Annotated in this window: 17 protein-coding genes and 1 pseudogene; 5 read left to right on the forward strand and 13 right to left on the reverse strand. The window is 67.8% G+C overall.

The features are described from left to right. From KDK95_RS19670 to KDK95_RS19705, 8 genes are all read right to left on the reverse strand, one after another. Complete coding sequence (locus KDK95_RS19670; RefSeq protein WP_212519679.1) at nucleotides 1-1,386, reverse strand: serine/threonine-protein kinase; 1,386 nt, start codon at nucleotides 1,384-1,386, stop codon at nucleotides 1-3. Further along, nucleotides 1,383-2,729 carry an FHA domain-containing protein gene (locus KDK95_RS19675; RefSeq protein ID WP_212519680.1) on the reverse strand — a complete coding sequence of 449 codons (1,347 nt, stop codon included), beginning with the start codon at nucleotides 2,727-2,729 and terminating at the stop codon, nucleotides 1,383-1,385. Before KDK95_RS19675 ends, KDK95_RS19670 begins: the two co-directional genes overlap by 4 nt. Then, nucleotides 2,726-3,523 (reverse strand): PP2C family protein-serine/threonine phosphatase, encoded by a 798-nt coding sequence (locus KDK95_RS19680; RefSeq protein WP_212519681.1) that lies wholly within the window; start codon nucleotides 3,521-3,523, stop codon nucleotides 2,726-2,728. Before KDK95_RS19680 ends, KDK95_RS19675 begins: the two co-directional genes overlap by 4 nt. Nucleotides 3,524-3,534: 11 nt before the next feature. After that, complete coding sequence (locus tag KDK95_RS19685) at nucleotides 3,535-4,200, reverse strand: hypothetical protein (RefSeq protein WP_212519682.1); 666 nt, start codon at nucleotides 4,198-4,200, stop codon at nucleotides 3,535-3,537. 80 nt (nucleotides 4,201-4,280) lie between these two features. Beyond that, nucleotides 4,281-5,081 (reverse strand): WXG100 family type VII secretion target, encoded by an 801-nt coding sequence (locus KDK95_RS19690; protein ID WP_212519683.1) that lies wholly within the window; start codon nucleotides 5,079-5,081, stop codon nucleotides 4,281-4,283. A 484-nt stretch (nucleotides 5,082-5,565) separates the two neighbouring features. Next, nucleotides 5,566-6,231: a hypothetical protein gene (locus KDK95_RS19695; RefSeq protein ID WP_212519684.1), complete on the reverse strand. Its 666-nt coding sequence runs from the start codon at nucleotides 6,229-6,231 to the stop codon at nucleotides 5,566-5,568. A 142-nt stretch (nucleotides 6,232-6,373) separates the two neighbouring features. Further along, the gene (locus tag KDK95_RS19700) at nucleotides 6,374-7,066 is read right to left on the reverse strand and encodes a hypothetical protein (RefSeq protein ID WP_212519685.1); all 693 of its coding nucleotides are present in this window, start codon (nucleotides 7,064-7,066) and stop codon (nucleotides 6,374-6,376) included. 20 nt (nucleotides 7,067-7,086) lie between these two features. Further along, nucleotides 7,087-8,001, reverse strand: coding sequence for a hypothetical protein (locus KDK95_RS19705; RefSeq protein ID WP_212519686.1), 915 nt, complete (start codon nucleotides 7,999-8,001; stop codon nucleotides 7,087-7,089). Between the two features lie 232 nt (nucleotides 8,002-8,233). Between KDK95_RS19705 and KDK95_RS19710 the strand changes: the two genes are divergently transcribed. From KDK95_RS19710 to KDK95_RS19725, 4 genes are all read left to right on the forward strand, one after another. Next, on the forward strand, nucleotides 8,234-9,466 hold the full coding sequence (locus tag KDK95_RS19710) for an ATP-binding protein (RefSeq protein WP_212519687.1): 1,233 nt from the start codon (nucleotides 8,234-8,236) through the stop codon (nucleotides 9,464-9,466). After that, a complete protein-coding gene (locus tag KDK95_RS19715; RefSeq protein ID WP_212519688.1) occupies nucleotides 9,466-10,158 on the forward strand; it encodes a response regulator transcription factor in 693 nt (230 codons plus the stop codon). The genes KDK95_RS19710 and KDK95_RS19715 overlap by 1 nt, the downstream gene beginning before the upstream one ends. 411 nt (nucleotides 10,159-10,569) lie before the next feature. Continuing rightward, nucleotides 10,570-11,043 (forward strand): hypothetical protein, encoded by a 474-nt coding sequence (locus KDK95_RS19720; RefSeq protein ID WP_212519689.1) that lies wholly within the window; start codon nucleotides 10,570-10,572, stop codon nucleotides 11,041-11,043. Nucleotides 11,044-11,267: 224 nt separating this feature from the next. Beyond that, nucleotides 11,268-14,435 carry a P-loop domain-containing protein gene (locus tag KDK95_RS19725; protein WP_212519690.1) on the forward strand — a complete coding sequence of 1,056 codons (3,168 nt, stop codon included), beginning with the start codon at nucleotides 11,268-11,270 and terminating at the stop codon, nucleotides 14,433-14,435. 372 nt (nucleotides 14,436-14,807) lie between these two features. On the opposite strand, the gene KDK95_RS19730 is transcribed toward KDK95_RS19725, so the two are convergent. Then, entirely contained in the window at nucleotides 14,808-15,896 is a 1,089-nt protein-coding gene (locus KDK95_RS19730; protein WP_212519691.1) for a YeiH family protein, read from the reverse strand. Between the two features lie 147 nt (nucleotides 15,897-16,043). On the opposite strand from KDK95_RS19730, the gene KDK95_RS19735 reads away from it, so the two are divergent. Next, nucleotides 16,044-16,814 carry a GntR family transcriptional regulator gene (locus KDK95_RS19735; RefSeq protein WP_212519692.1) on the forward strand — a complete coding sequence of 257 codons (771 nt, stop codon included), beginning with the start codon at nucleotides 16,044-16,046 and terminating at the stop codon, nucleotides 16,812-16,814. Nucleotides 16,815-16,884: 70 nt separating this feature from the next. Here KDK95_RS19735 and KDK95_RS19740 read toward each other — a convergent pair whose 3' ends face one another. The 4 genes and pseudogenes from KDK95_RS19740 to KDK95_RS19755 all read right to left on the reverse strand — a co-directional run. Next, nucleotides 16,885-17,628 carry a sulfite exporter TauE/SafE family protein gene (locus KDK95_RS19740; RefSeq protein ID WP_212519693.1) on the reverse strand — a complete coding sequence of 248 codons (744 nt, stop codon included), beginning with the start codon at nucleotides 17,626-17,628 and terminating at the stop codon, nucleotides 16,885-16,887. Nucleotides 17,629-17,863: 235 nt separating this feature from the next. Continuing rightward, complete coding sequence (locus tag KDK95_RS19745) at nucleotides 17,864-18,493, reverse strand: class I SAM-dependent methyltransferase (protein WP_212519694.1); 630 nt, start codon at nucleotides 18,491-18,493, stop codon at nucleotides 17,864-17,866. 311 nt (nucleotides 18,494-18,804) lie between these two features. After that, the gene (locus tag KDK95_RS38300) at nucleotides 18,805-19,221 is read right to left on the reverse strand and encodes a C40 family peptidase (RefSeq protein ID WP_372463358.1); all 417 of its coding nucleotides are present in this window, start codon (nucleotides 19,219-19,221) and stop codon (nucleotides 18,805-18,807) included. Continuing rightward, nucleotides 19,119-19,406: pseudogene (locus KDK95_RS19755) on the reverse strand (integrase core domain-containing protein); the annotation flags it as partial. The gene KDK95_RS38300 and the pseudogene KDK95_RS19755, both read right to left, overlap by 103 nt. Between the last annotated feature and the right edge of the window lie 127 nt (nucleotides 19,407-19,533).

Raw genomic sequence — 19,533 nt, forward strand, 5'->3', positions numbered from 1 at the left:
TTAACTCCCGCAACCCGCCGCCGACCAGGACGAGCCCTGGCCTTCGCCGCCCGCCCGCACGACGCGCACCTGAATGCACATCCGCTGCCCGGCGGGATCTGATAGGTCGATCGATGTGGCACTGGTCGCCCCGGACCGCGAGGTGCCGACAACGCGCCAGGAGAAGCTGTCCGTCGCTTCCCGTGCCGAGTAGCTCCAGGTGAACCGGAGCGTCGCAGAGCTGATACGTGTGGCTGTCACCTCGGGTGTGCCCGGCGGCACCTGGTCGCCGAGCACGCCCGCGTCCTGCGCACCGGGCCCGGTGGCAACCGCACTCGCCGATCGCGAGGCCTGGCCGCCGCCGGATGTGCCGTGCCGCGAAAGACTGCCCGCTGCGACGAGCCCGCCGACCACGAGGAGAGCCGCGCCGCAGACGATCAGCACCCTGCGCTTCGACGGCTTGGCCGGCTCGGGCCCGGCCGGCCCGGCGGCGGTCGGTATCGGAACCGATCCGACCGGCCCTCGCGCGCCCCGAACGTCCTGCGCGGCGCCGCTTGTCACCGGCACGATGGCCGCCTGCAATTGAGCGTCGATCAACTCCAGTACCGCGACGACGTCGGCCGCGCGGCGCGGGCGGGCCGCAGGGTCCTTCTCCAGCATCGAACGCAACAGGTGCTCGAGCGCCGTCGGCACACCGTCACGACCCAAGCCCGGCAACCCGCTGCCGACAACCCGCCGTTCCAGGGCCTCGGGCGAGTTGTCGCCGCCCGGGATCTCGTACGGCGCGTGTCCGACCAGCAGATGCCACAGCGTCGCACCGAGCGCGTAGACGTCCGAAGCCACGCTGCCCCGACTGGCCTTGGTGATCACCTCAGGAGCCGACCAGGCCACCGAGACCGCCGGATCGCCAGGTCCGGCCTGCCCGTTGCGGCTGGGCGTCGCGATCCCGAAGTCGGACAGCCGCGGCGCGCGGCCATCCTCGTCCACCAGGATGTTCGAGGGCTTGATGTCGCGGTGCAGCCAGCTTCTCCGGTGCACCGCCTCGAGCGCCCGGCCGATCCGCAGCCCAGTCTCGACGACCTGCGCGACCGGCAGACCGTACGCCCCCACCCACTTCGAGAGGCTGCCGCCCGGGCAGTACCGCATGACGAAGTAGGGCTGCTGCCGGTCCGCGAGGGTGCCCTGGCCGAGGTAGGGAACGATCAGCGGATCGTCCCCGAAAGAGGAGAGCACCCGGATCTCATCCGCGAACTGGCCGCGCGCACTGTCATCGAGCAACGTCAGAACCTTGACGGCCACCTCCTCGCCGCGGCTTTCGTCGCGGTAGAGGTAGACGACGGCGTAGCCGCCCCTGCCGAGCAGCTTGCCGTCGCCGTAGCCGGGAATCGACGGCGCCTGCGCGCTCATCGCTCTTCCTCGAAGTAGATCCACACGTCCGGCGCGAGGGTCAGCACGGACCCGGGCACGATCTCCTGCGCCGTGCCCGGCGGTAGCAGGCGCGGGGCGAGATTCGGCCCGGCCAACTGGGTGCCGTTCATCGAACCGAGGTCGAGAGCGAGCACCCGCCACCCGTCGAGGCGTATCTCGACATGGTTGCGGGAGACGTCCCGATCGTCCGTGAGCGCGATCGCGTTCGGGCGCGGCCCGGGGCGCCCTGCGGGTATTTCGGGCTTCCGCCCGAACACCGCGTCGCGATCGAGCAGGTAGATCTCGCCGTTCGACAGCCGCAGCCGGCCGAGACACGGGCGCGCGACGGTCACCGGCTCCTGCGGTGCGACAGCCGCGCGGCACACCCGGCAGAAGATCGACTCGGTCGACGTGAGATGCCCGGACGGGCAACGAAGCGCCGTCACCAGGGGCTGGTCGGTCGCGCCGAACATCATCGGCTGCTGCGGCGGGAATGACGGCGAGATCGGCGCAAGCAGCGGTGCCGGGACGTCGGGCGGTGTCGCCGGCTCGGGCAACGGCGCTACCAGCGTCTGCTCGAGGGGTGACGGCGAGGGCCGCGCGATCGGCGCCCCGGGCCACACCGCCTCCGGCTCGAGGGCGGGCCCTGGCTCCGGTTCTGCCTCAGGCTCCAGCGTGCGCTCTGACCTTGGCTCTGGCTCCGCTGCGGGCGCCGAGGCCGGCGCGGGCACCGACCGTCCACTCGGGCTGCTCATCCAATCGAGATCCGATGCCTCGACGATGTACGTCCGAGCGTCCCCAGGCTCCATGAAGTCATCGAGATACGCCTCATCCGATTCCCGTCCCGCCGCTTGCGGCTGAACCGGCTCGGCCTGCTCGACCGACCTGGCCGCCTCCTCATCGACGTATTCGAGCGCTGACGCCATAACGATCCCGCTCTCGATGGGAAGGGTCGCCACATCACCGCGAACATCGTCGGTCGAGGACGCGAGCCGAACAGCGACGGGCTCGCCAGGCAGCGTCTGGCTGCCGTTCTCCTGACGGACTACACACACAACGCCGTCAGCGCCGGTTATCTCGGCTACCACCGCACCGTGCACGACCACGCGCGTCCCACTCTGCGTCTGGTACACGATCGCGAAACCCGCACCGGCCGCCGTCGCCCGCTTCAATTCCTCCAGCATGGCTTCAGCGGCGACCTCCACGCCCTGCCCCGTCTGACGAAGCTCCAACCAGCACTTCTCAAGCCGAACCTCCGACGCGGTATCAGCCAGCAACCAGGCACCGGCCGTCACGAACGCCATCCAGGAACCCGGCAGGTAACGCGAGATCGATTCGGTCATCGCTCCTCCTCGGATGGCGGGCGCGGAACAGTCCGCTCATCCGCTCCCCCTGCGGACGGTTCCTCCTCGTCGGCATGAACGACCACGACGACCGACACGTTGTCGCGTCCGCCGCGACGAACGGCCAGGCTCACCAGCGACGCCGCGGCCCCGGAAGGAGTGGGTTCGGCGCTCAGCACCTCCTCGATCTCCGCATCGTCGACCTCGCCGAACAGGCCGTCCGAGCAGAGCACGAACGTCTCCCCCGGGGTCGGCGGCAGCATGCACACGTCGGGCTCCGGCGCCGGATCCGAGCCGAGGGAGCGCGTCACCACGTGCCGGCTCGGATGTGTGGGAGCAGCCGCGGCGTCCAGAAGGCCCGCCGCGACCAACTCCGCGGCCTCGGTGTGATCCACGGTGAGCTGCGTCAAGGCGCCATGCGCGTACCGGTAGACACGGCAGTCGCCGGCGTTGAAGACCACCCAGTGGCGGCTTCCGCCGTACCAGGCCATGGCGAGCCCGGCGACGGTCGCACCCATGCCCGCCTGCGCGGGATTGCGCTGCGCGGACACGAGAATGTCCTGGTTCGAATCGAAGAGCCCGGTGCGGATGTCGTCGAGCCGGAGATCCTCGCTCATGTCGAGTTCCGCCAGCCGGTCGGTGACGATGGCGCTGGCGACCTCGCCGGCGGCGTGTCCGCCCATGCCGTCGGCGACCACGAAGACCCTGCGCCCGGCAAACACGCGATCTTCATTGACCGCGCGCACCGGGCCTGGATCGCTGGCCGCCCCCGCACTGACCTCGAGCGCCGCCATCGACTCGTCTGTCATCGCGAGTCGCTCTGCGCGGCGACGAAGGGGCGCCCGTCGAAGAGGGCCGCGACGCGTTCCATCGCCTGCTCCCGGGTGACGGGCACGGCGTGATCAGGGCTGTCTGCGGAGTCGGAGGCGGACCAGTTCCCGGCGGCGTCGATGGCGATCGCGACGGCAGCCGACCGGCCATCGCGCTCCGATGTGGCCACCAGCGCGGACGGCGTCCCCTCGGCGAGGTGGCGGGAGAGGAATCGCTGCAGTACGGCGGAGACCGGTTCCCTCGCGTCGAGGACCTCGGCCTTGAATCGGCCGAACCGCTCCGGGAACAGCGCCATCCGCGCCCCGCGCCCGTCTACCAGGTGGACCACGCTGCCACGCTCCCCGCACCAGGCGGCCGCCATCACGCTCGAGCCGTCGTCGTCCGACAGGGCCGTGAGCAGCGCGGACAGTTCGCCATCGAAGCGAAGATCCGGCAGGCTCGCGCGCTCGCCTTCATCCGTCGCGCCAACCGCCTCGCACAGCCCTCGCGCCAGGAGCGACGCTAATCCCGCACGCACCAGCGACGGCCCGCTTCCATCACCGTCCAAGCGCAGATTGCCGCGCAGCGTTGCTCGGCGCCGCGGCCGAAGCGCGAGTACGAACTCCAACTCGGCGAAGGTAAGCGTCAGCGATGTGGTCACGCAGGGGCCTCACGTTCAGGTAGATACGCAGTCCGTGCAGCGACAGACTGAAAGTAGGAGGTTCGAAACCGCGCGACGGCTTAGAGCGCCGGTACCCAATTCAGTGGGTTGTGACGAAGGAGCGAGAAAGCGTCCCGCACCCCGGATGCGACCACCCTCGCACCCGCCTCGGCACCGTGCAGCACCTGCTCGTCGAGTTGTGGGTCGAAATAGGATGCGACGTCGTTGGTCAACTCGGCCACGCCGAACGCGATCCCCGCGCCGACGATCACCGGAGCCACTTCGACGCCTGCCGCCACCAGCGCAACCTCTGCCACGCCGACGCCGACGCTGCCCAAGCTCAGGCCCGTGTCCACACCGGCTTTCAACGTTTCGGCGGAGCCCGGGTCGGCGGACCAGTCGACGGCGAGATTCGTGAAGTTGACGGCCAAGCCCACCACTTCCAGGGGCAGGGCCACCGACTCCAGCGAGTCGAGCACCTCGAAACCCTTGTCAGTCAACCCCAGGTCCTTGAGCTCATCCGCAACGACGCTGACATTGGCCAGTTTCAGGGCGTGCAATCCCTCGGCCCCTGCGGAGATGCCGAAGCTGATCGGGTCGAGGATGTTGAATCCCCCGCCCTCGCCGCTCGCCTCGCGTTGCTGGACTGCTTCCGCGCGCAGGCAGCGCGCCGCGTCCTGCAAGCCGGCTGCGGCGTTTCCGACCATTCCGGAGAAGCGCTGGGCCCAGATCTCGAAAAAATCGTGCGCGTCAGCCCCTTGCCACAACAACTGCTCCAGCACTCCCCCGACCCGACCGCGAATCTGATCGAGGGTCTGCGCATCCGAATCCATCTGGCTCGCAAGAGCGTCCAGCTGATCCGGATCGGCACCGATCAACATGCTTACCCCACCATCCACAGCTGTTGGCCACCAACCAACCGGGCCACCGTAGCGCGGCCGACGACCACGAAGAACAGCTTTGTAAAATCTTAACCATCACGATTCGGTCACCACGGGCCGCTCGCACCGAAGCCCGCCGAGACGGCCGCATGGGCAGAACATGCCTGGCAGGAGGACTCCCGCGCGATCTGCAAGTGAACCATGCTAGATATAGCCATGCTTACATATGTGCCAGCACCAACAGATCCGACGCAGACGCCCAAAGGGTCGGTAATGGGATGGTCAAGATCGCAATACCGCGCGCGACCCTGACGTGGACCGGGCGTTCACCCAGCTTGAAGCGCTGTCGCTATTCACAGCTACCTTTCATCAACCATAGAGTCATCACCTACACATACAGCGCAGCGCTTCGTCACGCGCGGCTGGGGAGAAACCGCTACGACCTGCTTCTGGTACTTACCGGCGAGGGCGCCCTCGCTGCTGGTCAGCCGCCATAGACGGTGCCGCAGCTTCCGGTGGTCGAAGTGACGGGGGTGACGCTGCACGACGTGGAGCGCGGGATCTGCACAGTGATGCTGTATGTGCTCGGATCGCCGGTGACCGCGGCAGCCGGGGTGTCGGCGCTCGTCACACCGTCTGTCACCCATTCGACGACCAGCGCGGGTGCGGCCTGGGTCAGTGTGATGTCGGGGCTCTTGTTGTCGCCGCTTCCCCTGCTGTCGCAAATCGTGTCGATCGACGTGCCGGCGTCGCTGTCGTCGATCGCCAGGCCGGTCCCGCGCGGCCAGGCGGATGCGCCGGAGGTGGCGAATGCCGCACTCACCTCGGCGCTGAACGCCCAGTAGACGTGGTTGCCGGGGCTGCCTTGGTCAGACGTACCGAGAACATCTGAGCACAGCGGATAGAGCCGGTCCGCGGCGATGTCCCGGCCGGCGTGCCATGTGACGGTGACGGTCGCGTGGTGACCGCTCGAATCCTCGATCTGGATGACGGAAGTCTTCACCGCGGCGCCGAAGTACGCGGGGAACGCGGTCAGCCCCGCGCTGGCAGAAGGCTGCGCTGACCGGCCCGCGGCGCCGGCGGATACCGACCTGGTCGGCTGGGCGGTCCGGCCTGCACCGCCGCTGCAACCACCCAGCGCGACCGACATGGCCACACCCGCCGTAAACGCGAGTAGCAGACCGGTACGAGCCGACCGGACCGCTCTCGTCGAGCCCCGTGGCCTCATATTCGTTCCTCCAGCTCGGATCTCGGTTATGCATGCCGCTCATCACGTCGAGCGGAACGAGCAGTCAACGTTGCGCGAGAAGTCGGCCGGTCGCTTTCGCGATGAACGTCTCCAGCGGCTCCGGCTGGCAGTCGGTCCTCAGCAGCAGCGGAGTGCCGCCCTCGGCCTTGCCGAAGCAATGAATACGGCCGGCGCGGACGGCCGCGGCAGGATCGAGATCGATGCGGTCGGACGCTGCGCCCCACAGGACGAGATCGGCCGGCTGAAGACCGGTGCGCAGCAGTGACTTGTCACGTAGCATCGCAAAGCGCCGGGTGGTGTCGAGGCCTCTGCCCCTCAGGACATAGTCGGTCAATCGCTTCCTGATGCTCCACTCCGGGCGACGGTCAACTGCCATGAGCGGGTGGGCGGCGGTGGCCTTATAGGCCCGGCACTGTTTGTCCAGGGCGAATGCCTCGAACTGCCACCGGTATCCGGTGATGACGGTCCGCTCGACAGCCTCCAACCCCGAGGGCCGTGGCGGCGGCGGGCGATGCTCGAGCACCGGCAGCGGGCGCACGCCTTCCTGCTGAAGACGCTTCACGGCCGCGGCGAAGAGCTCACGCATGCGTTCGATCGCCGTACGCCACTCGCGCAGTTCCTCGCGTTCCCAGGCGTCGTGGCGCGACTTCTCCTCGGCGCTCTTGGCGCGTTCGACCGCGGCCTGCGCCTCCAGCCTCCGGCGCTCGGATGACACCAGGTCGTCGAATCCGTCCATAACCCCTCCACAGAGTCGTTTCAACGTCTGAGCGCGCCCACGACGAGCGCGCCGAGGAACGCCAGAACCAGCGCGTAGGCCATCACATAGGCTGCGAAGAACATGAAGGCGAGTGCTGCGACGGCTATGACCAGCAGACTCATTACGATCAACACGCAGGCGCCGATGACCAGACCTGCCAGTTCGCCGATGGCGCTGGTCGTGGCGACGAACGCCAGGTTCGCGGCGGTCGCCGACGAGGTGCGCCGGGGCAGGATCACCGCGAGCGCCCCGAGCGCCGCGAACGTCGCGATCCCCGGGGTGGTGGCAAGCACCGTGGCCAGGCCCCACAGGGAAGACACCGGCCAGCGCAGAGTCCAGATGCCGAGCGCGTCCTGGAACCATCCCGGCCCGCGGCCGTAGGGCCCCGCGGCGATCTGCGGCACCGCGTCGTACAGGATGTGCCAGCCGATCAACAGGCCGGTCACAACCGCGGTCAGAAGGACGCGGACCCCTCGGTCGCCGGCATGCTGCCGCGCGACGACGTTCCCGACTGTGAACGCGACGGCGGCGACCGTGCCGATGAAGCCGACCATCAGCACGAGAGTGAACAACGGGCTGATGATCATCCAGGTCAGCACGGTGTGGCCCGAGCACTCAGGAAGCGCGTAAGCGAGCCACAGGTACCACCACAAGCAGGCGGAGACAACGCCGATCGCGGCGTTAGCGTTGAGCCGGTGCTTGTCGGTCAGCCGCACCGCGGCCGCGTCGGTCGCCAGCACCAACCCCTGGTAGGACACGATGACGCCCCCGATGTTGAGCGCCAGCACGATCACAAGCGCGAAACCGAGTACGCCGCCATCGCCGCCCGTCATCAGGGCGCACGGGTCGCCGCCGTTCTGCGCGCAGTGGAACAGCCCGGTCAGGTTGCTCCATGCCGAGGTGCCGTAGTCCATGCGGTCATCGTGGCCGGGCGGCGAGCCCGGGTGTACCCGTCACTTTTCCGGGGTGTCGGTCACCGCTCGCTCACGGCACAGTCGAGATGTGCCGATGCTGTCGAGACCGCGGACGCGGCCGACCAAGCGGCCCGCGAGCACTCGCGTGCGACGGCGAGCCGCGGCGCCTGTCGGCCGCCGATGTTCGTACGGGAATGTGGCCCGTGGACGGGTCACCGTGCATGATGACCGCGTGAGAACCCTGAGCGGCGGTCCGGGCGCTGAGTTCGCCGTTCCCGCGCAGACAAGGTCTGATACATGCATCGCCGATGAGGCGGCGGATTCCGTCTCCCGGCGGGCCGAGCGGGCCGTGGTGATCGCCGTGGTCGCGATCAGAGCGACGTTCTGCGCGCAGCTCGCGCTCGCGGTGCCGCACGGACTCACCAACTCCACCAGTCCGCGGCTGTTCGGCCTGCTGTCGATGCTCGCCCTCGCCGAATCCTCGACGCTCGCAGCCTTCGCGTGGCGCCGACGGCGCATCACCGCCGCCGCCGCCATCGCAGACCTCGCTTTCGCGTGCCTGGTCATCGCGGCAGAGCCCCTCTACAGCAGCCCGGCCGACCGCGTCGGCACCTGGGTGGCCTGGGGATTCGGCGCGGGCTGCGCCGCCACATTGACCGTGGGCACAGGCCTGCGCAGACGCCGTGACGCCGGCGCAGCGGCCGCGGTACTCGCCGCCGTCTACCTCGCCGTCAGCGCAGCGACGCCGCATCCCGCCACCGCCGTGGTCAACTCGGTCGCCTTGGTCGGCTTCATCGCTGCCGCCCATCTCGTCGCCGCATTCCTGCGCGAGCTCGCCGCCATCGCCGACCAGGCCAGAGCCGCCGCCGCACGGGCAGCCCAGGAGGCCGAACGCGAGCGACAGCGCAGGCTCCTGCACGATCAGGCCACGGTGCTCGCCCTTCTCAGCCACCGCCACGACGATCCCGTCCTCGAAGCCAGTCTGCGCATCCAAGCAGCCGCGGCCTCCCGACGCGTCCGCTCGTTCCTCGGCGACACCCGCATCGCAGAGGCGGACGTGGTTCTCTCCGAGGACCGACCGCTGCTGGTCGACGTCGTCGCCGCCGCGGTAGCTGACTTCACCGACCTGCCGATCACCGTCAACACAGACCTGGTACCGCATTCCCGGGTGCCATCCGACGCGGCCGAACTGCTGCTCGGAGCGATCCGCACCCTGCTGCACAATGTCCGCCGACACGCCAAGGCCACCACCGTCACCCTCCACGGCGACCTGATCGACGACGACCGGTGGGAACTGAGCATCATCGACGACGGAGCCGGCTTCGACCCGGCCACCACCCCGGTCGGCTACGGACTGAGCACGCAGGCAGGCCGAGCTCTCACCGACGCCGGATTCGCCGTGGCCCTCGACTCCGCCCCCGGCGAGGGCACCCGAATCACCATAACCGCCCCGGAAGGCCCCTGATGAACCCCGATGCCGACCAGCAGGCGACGGTCGCCGTGATCGATGACGACACCATTGTCCGCGAAGGGCTACGTGCGTTGATGCCAATGCACCGGGTGACCTGCGCATTCGAGCACCACAGCGAATTCCTGGCCGAGCGGCCCAGCGTCGACCTCGTTGTGCTGGACCTGAACCTGGACGGTGTCGGGCAGGCCGCCACCCGCCACGGCGCCACTGCCATCGCCGATGTCCGCGACGCCGGCTACCCCGTGCTGATTTATACCAACGAGAACCGGCGACTGGTGCTCGCCGGTTGCCTGGCAGCCGGGGCCGACGGCGTGATCCACAAGACCCAGTCGCTGCAGGAACTTGCCGACGCGATCACCGCCGTGCGCAACGGACAGACCGTCATCACGCCCGCGCTCACCGGCCTCGCCGAAGCCATCGACCGCTACGGCCACCTGCCCGCGCTCACCCCCAGACAGCGCCAGGTCCTGGCCGGCCGCGCGCGAGGCAAGACCTTCCGCCGCGTCGCCTCCGAACTCGGCATCAGCGAGAAGATGGCGCACGAGCACATGAGCGCCGTCACAACCAAGTTCGCCAACTACCTGCGCACCCACTCCCCCACCGACCTCGAACGCACACTCGGACTCGCGCAAGGAGATCTCCTTCACCGGCCTACGGTAGAAGAGTCGAGCCGACCTTCAGCCTGAAGACCACCTCGAGTTATCGGCTCGTCGGCGCCATGTATCCGGCGACGAACTTCGCCTTCGGGAGGGGATTTCGCGTTCCGTGGCGCGCGGGGGTAGCGCGCGCGAGAAGTGACCCGGATAGATCCAACTGCCGTCCACGGTAGGGGCATTTCCGATGTTCGGCGAGCAGATTGCAGCCTTTTTTGGTGGGCTCGCCATTTAGGCTCGAAGCCGTCGGGTTTGCTGAAGCGTGTGAAGCGCGCTACTTCGTTCGCTCAATTGAAGACGTCAGCCGACGGCTTCGGGCGCAGGGCTATGGCAGGCCTGGCGAAATCAGGGCGGCGCGTGAAGTTCTGGTAAAACGTGTGATCAAGCAACGTGCACGGGCATACTTGAGCTGATGGCTCGTTAGATTGTTGCGAGGAGGGGCAGTTGGTCGGGCTTGAGTTGGTTGCCGGGTACCTGATGGCCTGGGCCGTACGCAAGGCTCGCAGGGTCGGTCAGGAGCTCGACCAGGATGCGGACCTCGTCCTGGACGCCGGACTGGATCGACTGCACAACCTCGTGGTTGCGAAGCTCGGTAGCGACCCGGCCCTAGCCAGGCTTGAGCAGGAGGTTACAGACGGCGGCGAGGTGTCTGAGCGTACGCGGCGCCGGGTCGTGGATGCCGTCGCTGAAGCGGCTGAGTCGGACGAGGAGTTCTCGGCATCGCTGCGCGATCTGCTCGCGTCGCTTGAGCACGCCGCTGGCGGGGAGGGAGCGGGCATCATCGCGGGAACGCGGGCGGCCGTGGTCACAGGAGATGCCGAGGTAACGGCCAAGGATGGTAGCGCGGCAGCGCTGACCATGGGCGATGTCACACTCGGGGCGACGGACCCTTCCAAGCCGGGGCGCGGCTCGGCTTAGCTGGTCCCGGCGTACCGATCCTGAAGCCAGGTTTTCACGCGCACGATGCGTGGCAGATCTCCGCAACTGGTGGGAGCGTCGCGGCCGGCTATATCGAGAAGCTCTACCTCGCGGGCCCGCTGCCCCCGCTAGCCGCGCACTACGGCTGGCGGGAGTACATCGAACAGGTCCGCGGCATCGCGCCGCGCGACGGCCTGCTCGATCGCGACCCTGAGCTCGCGCAGATGGCTGCGTTCTGCGTTGCCAGCCTCGAGTCTAAAGCGCCGGGATACTGGTGGTGGCAGGCCGAGGCGTGGTCCGGTAAGAGCGCACTGACCTCATGGTTTTGTCTGAACGCGCCACCGGGTGTTGTGGTCGTGTCATTCTTCGTCACCGCCCGCTTCGGCGCGCAGGCCGATAGCGGGGCGTTCGTCGCCGCGATCGGAGCGCAGTTAGAGGAGCTTGTTGCAGAACGCCGTGCGTTAGCTTCTGCCGGCGATCACTCACTCGATCCAGCGCCGGCCGCATCGAACTGGAGGGCGCTGCTTTCCGAACTCGCAGCGCTATGCCGAGACAGGGAAGAGGTGCTTGTACTGCTGGTGGACGGTCTCGACGAGGACCAGAGCAGTGCGCGCAATCTGCCGAGCATAGCCGCGTTGCTGCCGAAGTCAGGGGTCGAGGGGCTGCGCGTGATCCTCGCGAGCCGCCCGCACCCGCCCCTCCCACTCGATGTGGCCGCCGATCACCCTCTCCACGACCCGGCCATCGTGCGGCATCTTGCTCGCTCTCCGCACGCGCGAGTGATGCGCGATGCGGCGCTGTTGGAGCTTCAGCGCATGCTTGCCGATTCCGCGGTCGCCCTCGACGTCGTCGGTTTGCTCGCTGCCGCGCGCGGCGGTCTGAGCCTGCCGGACATCGAAGAGCTGACTGGGCTCGCGCCCTACGAGATTCAGTGGGTTCTGACAGGCTCGGCAGGACGGATGATCAGCTCCCGCGAGACCGGTTGGCGAACCTCTGGAGCGGCAGGGACCGTGTTCCTGCTGGTACACGAAACGCTCCAGCCCGAGGTGCGCGCGGCGCTGGGCGAGGCCCGCTTCACCGCCTACGTCAACCGGCTGCACGCGTGGGCGGATCGCTACCGCGAGCTTGGATGGCCCGCCGAGACGCCTGTATACGTACTGCGCGGATACCAGGCCATGCTGCAAGACCGCGGCGACACCGAACGTCTCGTCGCGCTCGGCATCGACACGGTGCGTCACGGCCGGATGCTGAAGCAGAGCGGCGGTGATTTCGCCAGCTTCGCCGAGATCGACGCCGCCCAGCGCGCTGTGCTGCTTCAGCGGGACCCGAACCTGCAGGATCTGGCGTGGCTTGCCGTGCATCGCGCCGATCTCGTAGCCGGCAATACGCATATGCCCGCCGAACTTCCGAAGGTGTGGATCCTGCTGGGCGACGTGGAACGTGGCGAAGCCCTCTCGCGCTCTCGTGGGCAAGACGACCAGGAGCTCGCGCAACTTATCGAACCCTTGCTCAGCGCTCACCGATTTGAGCGCGCCAAGGAGATCGCCCTCGGCCTGGATTTCGATGGGCAACGGAGATTGGCGTTGGAGGCGGTCGCCACAGCGCAGGTCAAGGCCGGACTTTATGACGATGCCGAGAACACGGCACTCGCGATGGACGCGCTGGGCGACCAGGCAGCCGCGCTGTGCCGAGTCATGGTGGCGTTTCGCGCCGTCGGGCAGGACGCACGTGCCGCGCACCTAGCCACGACCGTGGGCCGCACCTCCTACCCCTCTGGGTTGCCTCCGCTGGCTATGGTGCGCATAGGGCTCTACGACCAAGTCGAGGCGGCGCTCAGTACGAAGATTCCGGAGGATTCGTCTCAGGCGAGGAGTCACGCTGAGAATGTGGCCTCTGTCGCCGCCGCAATGGCCGAGGCCGGAGAATGGGAACGTGCGCGCCGAGTCGCGGAGTTGCGTCCCGGGTACCGTGACACGAAGCCTTCCAGGCTCGGGAGCTTCCACGCGGGCTTGGCCCTCACCTACTTCAACGCCGGACTCGACGACTACGCCCTAATCGACGCGCAGATAGCTGAGCCGTGCGTAGACGGGCTTTTCGGCGGTGGGGACTCACTGCGGACCAGGATCGCCCCTATCTACGCGGGCCTTGGCCACCACGAGCGTGCGACGGCCGTGGTCGCCGAGATAGAGCACCGCCTCGGCCGAGCCGCGACCTGGGTCGAGGTCGCAGCGGCCTGCGTCAAACGGGGAATGCGGCAACAGGCGCATCGCTACGCAGATCAGGCCGTCAGCGAAGTGGAGAATTTCGTCGCAACCAGCAAGGCCGCTGACCTCCCGGCAATCGACTTTCTTGGGGGCCTTCTCCGAAGCCTCACTGCGGCGGGATGCGACGCCGAATGCGAACGGCTCATGGTCGTTATCGAGGCGATTACCCACAATCGCCACACGGCTGACGACCTCGCAAGCACCGCGCAAGCCTTTGGCGTTCGCGGAAACTACGACGCGGCGCGAAAGTCTGCGCAGGAGATAACGGCGCCGGAACACCGAGCTCGCGCGCTTGCCGCGCTCGCCCTGGAACTCGTCAAGGCGGGGCTTGCGCACGAAGCGGCGCGATGCGCGGAAGACGCCGAGGCCGCGGTACGAGAGTCTGCGACGACGTTTCGCACGCAAGCCCTCGCCGATCTCGCAACATACACCCGAAACGTGCCGAAGCGACCGCAGCCGTCAAGCGAGAGCCCGTCGTGGGATGCTGAGGAACGGGCATTGCTCGAGGCAGCACTTAAGTTCGCCGAGCTCGGAAAGCATCAGGCGGCAGAGCACACCGCATCTGCGATACGTCGTCCAGACCACCGAGCCATGGCCCTTGCCGAAGTCGCACTAATACTTCACCGCTCCGGACACATAAACCCGGCCACCCAGATCGCCGACACAGCCACCGAAACAGACATAACAGAGGACAAGGTATTCGTCCTCGCACACCTAGCCGACTACTTTCGCTCCGCCGGACTCGAAGGGGCCGCGCGGAGGGCGGCGCTGAAGTCCGCACGCCACGTGAACGATCGCGACACCACCGAACTCGAGCTCGTCATCGCAAGCCGCAGCCTCGTCAACTGCGGGCTCGACGACGACGCCGAACAGCTCATTGAACGCATCGCCGATCCCCGCACCCGTGCGAAGGTCAGCATCGAGATGGCCACAGCCCTCGCCGGCGCCTGTTCACGCGAGCGAGAACCCGACGAACACCGGCTTCTACGTGCACGTCGTCACCTTGCATACGGCCTAGTGGCGGCTTCCTGGAAGGACACTCTTCCAGCGTTGAAGCTGGTGGAAACCGATGCGCTCTCCAGAATCGAGCAGTACCTTACTCACGCGGCTTCCACCGGGACGACGTAGCACACGTGAACAGCATTATCGGTACGCCGAGAGATCCGGGCAAGCCTTAACACCTCGAGTTCGGTTTGGCGTAACGCATTATCCACCGCATCTCCGGCTGACTCGTGGACCGCCAGTTACCGTCCGCCGCTCCCGCCGACTATCGCCTGTCGGCACAGGCCGCCCTTGTAGTGGGCCGAGTCAGCGGCCTGCAACCGAGTACCCGACTCGGTCCGAAGGCGTCCGCACCGTCGACGCCGAAGCAACCGGCAGCACCCACTGACCTTAACCCGAAGGAGTCAGTGGTAAAGCGCGCCGCGGGCCACTCCGTTGGGAGAGCCGGTGTTCATCGGCGTCCATCGCCACGAAGGCATCGGCGCGCCGTGCACCGGTTCAGAGTGTGCCGGTCAGGGCTTGCAGGGCGAGGCTGCTGAGAGCGACCGTCGCCCACAACACCGCGCCGAGCAGCACTGGACGGTGCCCAGCGCGGCGCATGTCGGCCAGGCGCATCGAAAGGCCGATGCCGGCCAGCGCGGTGGTGATCAGGAAGGTGCCGAACGTGGAAAGCGGCGAGTGCCAACCCGCCGGGATCACGCCAATGCTGTCGAGGGCGGCGGCGGCGAGAAAGCCGATCAGGAACACGGGCACGATCTTGCGCCATGGCATCGCTCTGAGGCTGAAGCCTGGAACGACGTCCCCCTCCCCAGATGCGGCGGTGCGCGCCTCGCGCCTCGCGGTGAACGCTGCCAGTCCGATCACGATCGGGATCAACATCAGGGTTCGAGTGAGTTTGATCACGATGCCGTAGGAGCCCGCTCCCCCGCCGTAAGCGAAGGACGCGGCCACGACAGAGGAGGTGTCGTTGATCGCGGTTCCCGCCCACAGGCCGAAGGAGTGCGGACTCATACCGAGCAGGTGGCCGACCAGGGGGAACAGCAGGACGGCGGCGATGTTGAAGGTGAAAATCGTACCGATGGCGTAGGCGACCTCAACCTGCTTCGCCTTGATCACCGAGGTGGTCGCGGCAATTGCGGAGGCGCCGCAGATGCCGGTGCCCACGCCGATCAGGATCTGGGTGTTGCCGCGCACCCCGAGCAGCCGACCGAACAGCCACGCTCCGGCCAAAGCGGCGGTCAGGCTGCCGAGCATGACCGGCAACGAGTCGCCTCCCACGCGCACGACCTGCTGGAGCGAGAGCCCGGTCCCGAGGACCACGATGGAAAGTTGAAGGACGGGCTTGGACGCAACGGCGTAGCCCGGCCTCCACCGGGTGCCGTGGAATGGCGGAATGAATGTCGCGGCGAGGACACCGAGCACGATGCCGAACACCGGGCCGCCGACGATTGGCGCGAGATGGCCGAGCCAGGTGGCGATCACCGCAACGGCGACGGCAAGGCCGAGCCCCGGCAGCACCCGCGCGATACGCGAGTGACGCGGTGCGTCCGGCTTGGTGCAGACCAGGGCGTGTTCGGTCGCGGTCACCGCGACGGCGTATCCGACTCGACGAACCCAGCCCGGGCGCGTGCCATCACCAGACCTCCTCATAATGTCCGGACATTCAAGGTACTCATAGAGCGTACATTTCGCAAGCAGTACCATGAGCTGACAGTCCGCGTCGGAAGGCACACGGTGACAGCGCTCGACCGCGATGCCGCCACCCCGCTGTGGCGGCAGTTGCAGACCGACCTCGAAGCGCGGCTCAAATCCGGGGAGTTCGCCGAACGCTTCCCGGGCGAATTGGCCCTGGGCGAGCACTACGGAGTCAGTCGGCACACCGTCCGACAGGCGCTGCGTCAACTGCGCGCCGACGGGCTGGTGCTGGCCGAACGCGGCCGCCAGCCGCGTATCGCGCCCGCGTCCGAGATTCACCAGCCGATGGGCGCGCTCTACAGCCTGTTCGCCCGCGTCGAAGCCACCGGACTCGGCCAGCACAGCCTCGTGCGCGCACTCGACGTCCGCGCCGACGCCGTCGTCGCCGACCGGCTCGGCTTGGAAGGCTCGACGCCGCTCTTCCACCTCGAACGAGTGCGCCACGCCGGCGATCAACCCCTGGCCCTCGACCGGGTCTGGATGCCCGCCGAAATCGCCGCCCCGCTCCTCAACGCCGATTTCACGCACACCAGCCTCTACGCCGAATTGGCCGAACGCGCCGGTGTGCGCCTGGAGCACGGAAGCGAAGAGATCCACGCAGTCCTGCCCGCCGCCGCGGAACGCACGCTGCTGCACTGCTCGCCGACCACCGCGGGCTTCTCCATCCACCGCATCGGATATTCCGGGGGCGCCCCGGTGGAATGGCGCCACACCCTCGTGCGCGGCGACCGCTTCGCGCTGACCGCCGACTTCTCCGCCCAGGCCGGCTATCGGCTACGCCCGGCGCAGACCAGGACTGCCGCCTCTTAGGAGCGGAACCGAACCCGCGTCGCCGCGCTACGCGACGCGGTCTTTCGGTCCTGAGCGCCCGTAGGGGCCATCACGTACTGGAGATCAGCAGTCCGGTGGCGAGTGCGAGCAGCGCGACGCCGTAAGCGCGGGTGAGCCATTCCGATTGCGCGCGGATCGCCAGGCGCGCGCCGAGGTATGCGGCGGGGGTTGCCGGGAGGGCGTAGGCGAGCACGACCAACCAGTCGATGTGCCCGAGCACTGCGTGGGTGATGGTGCCCGGCACCGCCAACGCCGCGGAAACCGCCAGTGACGTAGCCAAAGCACGTTTGATCGGCATACGCAGGATCAGCAGGAAAAGCGGGGTGAGCAGGAATCCGCCGCTGTTGGCCAACAGGCCGGAGACCACCCCTACTACGGCGGCGACAGAGATCACCCGGATTCTCGCTGCCCCGTTCCCGGCTCCACGTTCGCCTGACTCGCGGGGGAAGATCGTCAGGCGCAGTCCGATCGCGGCCACAACGCCCTCTGTGATCTGCACCAGGAGCCTGCCTCCCACGTGCGGGGTGAGCGGTGCTCCACCCACCGTCGCGGGGAGGCCGATCGCAATGCACCAGGTCGCCACGCGCCGATCAAGGTAACCGCGCTTCTGGTAGGCGCCCGAGGCGGCCACGGCGATCGGCACGGCTGCCGGCAGCGGAGATGCCAGGGCCACGAACGGCGCCACACCGATCGCATTCAGCAGCGGTGTGCCCACGGCCGACCCCCCAGCCCCGAACAGGCCAGCGAACAAACCCACCCCTGACCCGACCAGCGCGATCAGCCACCACGACATGAGGAATCACCAGACTTTGAGCCTGCGCTCTCCTGCCTCTTCCTCCTCACCTACCCCGGAGCACAGACCGACTCAACATCCGACCCGGCAGTGCACGTCGCGCGATCAGGATCTCGGTCGGCGGTTTCACCGCGTCGTCTCCAACTGGCCGATAGCGGCTCAGGACGTTCGCCTCGCGTACCCGGCGGCTACCGCCATACTCCTCGGCGCGCATACTCCTCCGCGCGCGGCCCCTTCAGTCGGCTACCTGGTGGCCTGAGTCCTGTGGCGCGGGGCCTGGCCTGGTCGCGACCACGAGCGCGTCGAGCGCAGGCCTGTCCGCACCTGGCACGCGGCGTTCGACGCGTTCGGCCTGTACCACCGTAAGCGGAGCCACAGCGTCCACCAACTGCGGGACGGTATGGAGCACGGATGGGTCTTGCGGGCCGCCTACTCCCTCGGCCAGGTTGGCCGCGTCGTGGCTGACCACGATCAGCACACCGCGCGGGGCCACTGCGGCAGCGGCCCTGGCGATGACCGGCTTGATCACGGTCGGCGGCAGTTGCAGATACGCGATCACGACCGCGTCGAAAGCTCCAGCCTCCGGCTGGAACTCAGTCACATCGGCCTCCACCCAATCCACCGACACACCCGCCGCGTCAGCCTGCGCCCTACCCTTGGCCAGGGCCACGGCGGAGAAGTCCACAGCGGTCACCCGCCAGCCGAGCTCGGCCAGCCAGAGCGCGTTGCGGCCCTCTCCGCACGCGAGGTCGAGTGCCCGGCCCGGTACACGAGCTTCGAGTGTCCGCACGACGAAGACGTTCGCGGATCCGCCCCACACGGACTCCTGCTGCGCGTAGCGCTCGTCCCAGGCAGACCGGTCCATGACTCAACTCCCGTCCTCGCGACCGCCAACTCGCGGCCCGCCTCATCCATGTTCAGTGCCCGCGCCTTCCCGATCAACTCGTCCAGGCCAGGCTCAGAGGGAGCGCCGGGATACCCAGGGCGATCGGGATGCGTTATCCAGTCCATATTCGGTCATCGCGGACGGCAGTCTCGTCGGCCTGGCCTGACGACAACCAGCACCGCCCTCGTAACCGGCGGCGCGAGCGAGTTTGGCGCGGCTGCGGCCGAGCGGCTCCGGGCCGTTGGCGAGAACGTGACGACACTCAATCACCAGGTCCACCTGCATTCATCTCATTCAACAATTCTGCGCATCGCCACAACTGAGCTGGCCCACTGGCCCAGTGGGCTGAGCTTGACGACCTCGCCGGTCTGGGGCGCCCGTATGAGTAAACCCTGGCCGAGGTACATGCCGACATGACCGGGGGCCTGTGGAGTTCCGTCGGAGCCGGGTATGAACAGCAGGTCGCCGGGCTGGAGCTGGGCGATGCTGTAGACGGGGCGGCCGGCGTTGACCTGGTCGAACGTAGTGCGCGGTAGGTGCACGCCGTGGTGGGCGTAGGCGGCCTGGATCAGGGGGCTTGTCCCTGAAGCGCGGACACCGGTTGCTATGCGGCTGTGGCCAGGGTAGTCGATCGGAGTTCGTACTCGATCGGGCTGTGGTAATCGAGCGCTGAGTGCAGTCGGCGGGTGTTGTACCGGGTGGCCCAGCTGAACACGGCCAGTCTGGCGTCTCGGGCGCTCGGCCAGCGTTTGGCGCCTTGCAGCGTCTCGCGTTTGAGAGTGGCGTTGAACGCCTCGGCCGCGGCGTTGTCCGCGCTCGTGCCGACGTTCCCGCGGGAGCGGATCACCCCGAGCCGGTCGCAGAGTTCAGTGAACTGCTTGGAAACGTATTGCTTGGGTTCAAGGGGTCGTTGCAACACCGGTTGCTGATACCGAGTATAGTTGTTCTTCGAAGACTTCGGCCGGGGTTCGCCAGCCGAGGATCTTGCGGGGCCGATTGTTGATCGCCAGGGCGACAGC

The organism is Actinospica acidithermotolerans, assembly GCF_018139625.1.
Lineage (GTDB): Bacteria > Actinomycetota > Actinomycetes > Streptomycetales > Catenulisporaceae > Actinospica > Actinospica acidithermotolerans.